The sequence below is a fragment of the Nocardioides albidus genome, assembly GCF_006335005.1.
GTDB lineage: Bacteria > Actinomycetota > Actinomycetes > Propionibacteriales > Nocardioidaceae > Nocardioides > Nocardioides albidus.
Window position 1 is genome coordinate 65,611 of the sequence record NZ_VDMP01000016.1, and the last position, 6,146, is coordinate 71,756.

Here is a 6,146-nt window from a genome sequence, read left to right on the forward strand (position 1 = left end):
TCGCGCATGACCGGCTGGGCGACGTACTCGCCGAGGATCACGCCGGAGGCCAGGGCGATGGCGATGGAGGCGGCGGTGACCATGGCGAGGAGTCCCTCGGCGGCGAGCCGGCCGCCGTCCTGGCCGAGGAGGAACAGACCGCGGTAGATGGACAGACCCGGCAGCAGCGGCACCACGGCGGAGACCACGACGACCAGCGGCGGGACGCGGAAGCGGCGCCCGACGGTGTAGCCGAACAGGCCGATCGCGAAGGCCGACAGGCCGACGGCGAAGGTGCGGCCGAAGCCAGCCTCGTCCATCGCCTCGGTGGCGGCGAGGGCCAGTCCGCCCAGGACACCGACGGGCAGCAGGGTGCGCAGGGGGGCGTACGACGCGAAGGCGAACGCCGCGGCCGCGATCCCGCCGCCCACGCCGACCGAGGTGACCCCCGCCAGGTCGAGGCGCGGCAGGGTCAGGCTGGGGATCTCGATCCCCACGGCCGCGCAGAGGGAGAGACCGCCGCTGACGCCGGTGATGATGCCGGCGGTGGCCAGCACCGCCTCGAGGATCCGGGCGCCGCCGGTGACGAAGAAGCCGGAGAGCGCGTCCTGGATCGCGCCCATGAACCCGATGCCGGCGAGCAGCATGATGATGTTGGCGGTCACGACGAGCGAGGCGTTGAGGTGCACCCACGGCTCCGCGAGCCGGGTGCCGAGCGCGGCGAGGACGGTGGCGACGACGCCGCCGGCGACCTGCTGGTAGAAGCCGGGCAGGCGGCGGCGGGTCATCAGCAGTTGGAGCCGGTCGATGCAGATCGCGGCGAGCAGCGCCACCACGACGACGATCAGGCTGCCGCCGAGCTGGAGCCCGACGCCGGCGCACATCACGCCCCAGCCGAGGCTCGCCGCCCAGCGCGGCCGGGCGTGCCCGGACGAGACGATCTGGGCCAGCTGGGTGCGCGCTCCCTCGAGGTCGACGTCGCCGGCGACGACGTCGCGGACGAGGTGGTCGACGCGGGTCAGGTCCTCGTAGTCGATCTCGCGCTGGGTCACCGCGCGGAACTGGACGACCGGCGGCTCGTCGGGCGCCTGCTGGACGCTCATCGTCAGGGAGGTGAAGGTGACGTCCACCTGGGTGTGGCGTACGCCGAGCGCCCGCGCCAGGGCGCGCATCGTCGCCACCACGTCGGCCGCGCCCGCGCCGGAGGACAGCAGCACCTCCCCCACCTTCAGGCACAGGTCGAGCGTGCGGTGCAGGATCCGCAGGTCGTCCACGCCCCAACTCTGTCAGGTCGCCGGGCACCCTCGCCGCGCGGTCAGGCCCTACGCTGATCCGGTGCGCATCGACTTCCACGGCTCGGCCGAGCCGACCCTGGGGGTGGAGTGGGAGGTCGCGCTGGTCGACCGCCGCACGCGCGACCTCCGCAACGACGCCGCCCACCTCTTCGCCCGTGCCAAGCCGCGGATGCCGATGCCCGAGAAGCTGCACAAGGAGCTGCTGAAGAACACCGTCGAGGTGGTCACCGGCGTGTGCGGCACCGTCGGCGACGCGATGGCCGACCTCCGCGACACGTTGCAGTACGTCGCCGCGGCGGCCGACGACCTCGACCTGGACCTCTACGGCGCCGGCACCCACCCCTTCGCCGACTGGACCGGCCAGCAGCTCACCGAGGGCCACCGCTACGCCGAGCTGATCAACCGCACCCAGTGGTGGGGGCGTCAGATGCTGATCTGGGGTGTGCACGTGCACGTCGGGCTGCCCGAGAAGGACCGCGTGATGCCGGTCCTCAACGGCCTGCTCACCTACTACCCGCACCTGCAGGCGCTCTCGGCCTCCTCGCCGATCTGGATGGGCGTCGACACCGGCTACGCCTCCAACCGGGCGCTGATGTTCCAGCAGCTGCCGACCGCCGGCCTGCCCTTCCAGTTCGAGCGCTGGGAGGAGTTCGAGCACTTCGCCCACGACCAGATCACGACCGGCGTGATCGACGAGCTCAGCGAGATCCGCTGGGACCTGCGCCCCGCGATCAAGCACGGCACGCTGGAGAACCGCATCTGCGACGGCGTCTCCACGCTCGCCGACATGCAGGGCCTCGTGGCGCTCATGCACTGCCTGGCCGTCTGGCTCGACGGGCGCGTCGCCGCCGGCGAGACGCTGACCACGATGCCGCCGTGGCACGTCCAGGAGAACAAGTGGCGCTCCGCGCGGTACGGCGTCGACGCGATCGTGATCCTCGACGGCGAGTCCAACGAGCGGCTCGTCACCGAGGACCTCGCCGAGCTCGTCCCGCGCCTGGAGCCGGTGGCGGCCCGGCTGGGCTGCGAGGCGGAGCTGGCGTCGGTGCTCGAGATCGCGAACCGCGGGCCGTCGTACGTGCGCCAGCGCGCCGTCGCCGAGCGCAGCGGCAACGACCTCGTCGCGGTCGTCGACTCGGTCGTCTCCGAGCTCAAGGCCGGCCTCTAGCGGCCCGGGAACTCGATGCTGCACTCCGGGCCGTCGCACGGCGGGGTCTCGGCCCACACGGTGGCGCGCGAGAACACCTTGCCGTCCGACCTCATCACCTGCACGCCGGTGAACTTCGACTCCTTCGCCGCCTTGACCACGAACACCACGTCGCCGCGCCCGTCGCCGTCGACGTCGGAGAGCGTGGCGCCCTCGAGGCTGCGCTGGCCGACGGTGGAGGTGCCGGTGAAGCCGGCGACCTCGCGGGGCCGGCCGTCGGCGAGGTCGTAGACCCGGATCTCGACCTCCTCGTCGTAGGAGCTGACCTGGACGCTGACCAGGCTGGCGGTGCCGTCGCCGGTCACGTCGCCGACGAGGTAGGCGTCGGCGTGGAGGTCGTCCTCGACGACCGCGCCCGCCTCGAACTCGGCCCCGGTCGAGGTGAGCAGGGCGTAGCCGGTCCGGCCGGAGTAGTAGCCCGAGTAGTCGTCGTCCTCGACCCGCTCGGCCGGCAGGCGGGTCCACAGGTCCGCGTCGCCGTCGTGGTCGAAGTCGCCCGCGCGGATCTCGGTGGAGTCGATGGTGGCGTTGGCCAGCGAGATCCAGCGGACCGGGTCCGCGAACCCGCCGGTCCCGTCGCCGAGCATCACCTGGACGGCGACCGTCCGGTCGTCGGGGCCCGCGACGGCCAGGTCGATGGTGCCGTCGCCGTCGAAGTCGCCCGGCTCGACCACGATCGTGGTGCCGTACTCCTTGAGCGAGGACACCGGGAGCCGGAAGGTCTGGTCGCCCGGGAACTCCCTGTCCGTGGAGGAGAGGGTCAGCTGATCGGCGTCATCGACGAAGCTCCAGGTGAGGTGCTCGTTGGCGCCGTCGTCGTCCCAGTCGAAGGAGAGCTCCGCCGGTCGCGCGCCGTCCTCGACCGCGAGCTCGCTGGTGCTGAACACCGTGCCGTTGCTGCTGGCGGTGATCCGGGTGGTGCGGTCGTAGTCGGGAGAGAAGTAGTAGACGGCATCGCCGTGACCGTCGCCGTCGAGGTCGCCCTGGATCGCGGCCGGGTGGTCCGCGCCGGGATCCTGCGCGGCGGTGGTGTCGTCGGCCCACGGGCGGAGCGCGGCGAGCGTCCCGGCCGCGCCGGCGAGGAGCACGAGGACGACGCCCAGGGCGATCCACAGGCCGAGTCGCCCGCGCCGCGGGTGCGCTCCCGGCGGCGGGGTGCCGGGACCGGCGTACCCGGGCACCGGGACCTGGCCGTAGCCCGCGGGCGGGATCACGGGTCCGGCCGGTGGGGCGAGGGGCGGCGGCGGGGTCGACGGCGGGCTCGACGGCGGGCTCGACGGTACGACGGTCCGCTGCCCCGGCGGGCGCACCCGGGTCGTCTCGTCGGCAGGGGCGAACCGGGTCATCGGACGGCGCTCGTCGGTCCAGCCGGCGCCGTCCCAGCGCCGCTCCATGCCGTCGCCGTCCGGGTACCAGCCGGGCGGGGTGATGTTGCTCAAGGCCCTGATCCCCTCCGTTCACGCGTTGCCGCCGCAGGCGCTCCTACCCTCCCGGGCGCCGCTCACGCCTGAGTGCCGACATCCGGATCGGCTTGTGGCGACCGTCACGACACGCGAGGATCAGGGCCACCTGCGACGAAAGGGGCTGCTCCCGTGGTCTCCGTTCCCGGCTTCCGGCCGATCGACCCGACCTCCGCGGCGTTCCTCCTGGCGGAGAACCGCAACATGCCGATGCACGTCGGCGGGCTCCAGCTCTTCGAGCCCCCGGCCGACGCCGGACCGGAGTACGTCCGGGAGATGTTCGAGTCGATGCGCGACACCGAGCGGATCGCGCCGCTCTTCCTCAAGCACCCCTATCGCTCGGTCAAGACCGGTGGCACCCTCACGTGGCGCGACGACGAGCAGATCGACATCGAGCACCACGTCCGGCACAGCGCGCTCCCCCAGCCCGGCCGGGTCCGCGAGCTGCTCGAGCTCGTGGGCCGGCTGCACTCCACGCGCCTCGCGTGGGAGCGACCGCTGTGGGAGACCCACGTGATCGAGGGCCTCGCCGACGGCCGGGTCGCGATGTACACCAAGCTCCACCACTCCCTCGTCGACGGCATCTCCGCGATGCGGCTGATGGCGAGCACTCTCTCCTCCGACCCGGACCGCCGCGGCATGCCCGCCCCCTTCGCGGAGGGCGCGGCCCGCCGCCGCAAGCCGGAGCCCGAGAGCAGCGACTCCCTGCCCGCCGCCGCGGTCGACGCGGCGACGACCGCCGCCCGCACCCTCGCCGACCTGCCCGGCGACGCCGTCCGCACGGCCCTCTCGATCAGCGCCGACGCCGCGGGCATGCCGCTGGCGCTCGTGAAGACCCTGCGCAAGGGCCTGAAGAACGAGACCTCCGCGGTGTCCCTCGCGGCGCCGCGCACGATCTTCAACCAGTCGATCACCGGGGCCCGGCGCTTCGCCGCCCAGGACTGGCCGATCGAGCGGATCCGGGGCGTCGGGAAGGCCACCGGCACGACCATCAACGACGTCGTGCTGGCGATGTGCAGCGGCGCGATGCGCACCTACCTCACCGAGCTCGACGCGCTCCCCGAGCAGTCGATGGTCTCGATGGTCCCGATCGGCCTCAAGGCCAAGCAGGCCGGATCCGCGTCGGCGGAGGGCGGCAACGCCATCGGCTCGGTGATGGTGCGCCTCGCCACCGACAGGGCCGACCCCGCCGACCGGCTGCGCACCATCAGCCAGTCGATGAAGGACGGCAAGGAGGCGCTGTCGTCGATGACGCCGGCGCAGATCGTGGCGATGAGCGCCATCGGCATGGCGCCCTCGATCGTGGTGCCGATGCTGCGGATGCAGGGCATCGTGCGCCCGCCGTACAACCTGATCATCAGCAACGTCCCCGGTCCGCGGGTGCCGCACTACTGGAACGGCGCCCAGCTGGTCGGCAGCTACCCGGTCTCCATCCCGATCAACGGCATGGCGCTCAACATCACCTGCACGTCCTACGCCGGCAACATGGGCTTCGGACTGACCGGGTGTCGCCGCACGGTCCCCCACCTGCAGCGGCTGCTGACCTTCCTCGACGACGAGCTCGCCGCGCTGGAGAAGGCCGCGGGCGTCAGCTGAGCTCGGCGAAGCCGCCGCCGACCCGCTCGGCGACGGCCCGCAGTCGCGCCCGGGTCACCGCGGAGACGGTCGGATAGCCGGACCGCTCGGCGTTGGATCCGGGCCGGGTGGCCTCGGCGGAGTTGACCGACAGGCAGGTACGACGACCGCCGTCGGCCGCATTGGCCAGCGCGACCGCGTGGCCGGTGGTGCCGCTGCCGGCGAAGTAGTCGAGCACCCGCGCGTCGGCGGGCATGGTGCCGAGGATGCGCAGCAGGAGGCCGGTGGGCTTCGGCGACTCGAAGAGGTGGCCGACGAGCTCCTTGAGCTCGGCGACGGCGGTGTCGGTGGACCCGACCTCCTCGGCGAGCCAGATGGTGCGCAGCTTCTTGCGCCGGCCGCCGACGGGGTGGCGCCAGTCGCGCTGATAGACGTCGATCCGCTCCCCGCGAGCACCTCGCACGATCCGGCACTCGAGGTCGTCGGGACGCTCCTCGATGCGGGGGCGCGACCAGCGCCACACGGCGGGGCTGCCGTCGCCGAAGACCGGCTTGATCTCGACGGCGCCCGGGAACGGCTCGGTGGCGACCCGGCCGGTCGCCGGGTCGCCCCACACCGCGAAGTGCAGGG

General features: G+C 72.9%; 5 protein-coding genes. 2 read left to right on the plus strand and 3 right to left on the minus strand.

What is annotated here, in order from left to right; genetic code table 11:
• On the minus strand, positions 1–1,253 hold a 1,253-nt coding region (locus tag FHP29_RS03870; RefSeq protein ID WP_139621617.1), incomplete at its 3' end, for a threonine/serine exporter family protein.
• A gap of 61 nt (positions 1,254–1,314) precedes the next feature.
• Between FHP29_RS03870 and FHP29_RS03875 the strand changes: the two genes are divergently transcribed.
• Positions 1,315–2,442: a glutamate--cysteine ligase gene (locus tag FHP29_RS03875; RefSeq protein WP_139621542.1), complete on the plus strand. Its 1,128-nt coding sequence runs from the start codon at positions 1,315–1,317 to the stop codon at positions 2,440–2,442.
• Here FHP29_RS03875 and FHP29_RS03880 read toward each other — a convergent pair.
• The gene (locus FHP29_RS03880; RefSeq protein ID WP_139621543.1) at positions 2,439–3,920 is read right to left on the minus strand and encodes an FG-GAP-like repeat-containing protein; all 1,482 of its coding nucleotides are present in this window, start codon (positions 3,918–3,920) and stop codon (positions 2,439–2,441) included. The genes FHP29_RS03875 and FHP29_RS03880 overlap by 4 nt on opposite strands.
• 153 nt (positions 3,921–4,073) lie before the next feature.
• On the opposite strand from FHP29_RS03880, the gene FHP29_RS03885 reads away from it, so the two are divergent.
• Complete coding sequence (locus tag FHP29_RS03885) at positions 4,074–5,537, plus strand: WS/DGAT/MGAT family O-acyltransferase (RefSeq protein ID WP_240044291.1); 1,464 nt, start codon at positions 4,074–4,076, stop codon at positions 5,535–5,537.
• Here FHP29_RS03885 and FHP29_RS22480 read toward each other — a convergent pair.
• Positions 5,530–6,146, minus strand: a 617-nt coding sequence (locus FHP29_RS22480; protein WP_240044292.1) for a DNA methyltransferase, incomplete at its 5' end; no start/stop codon positions are given. The two genes, FHP29_RS03885 and FHP29_RS22480, sit on opposite strands and share 8 nt — an antisense overlap.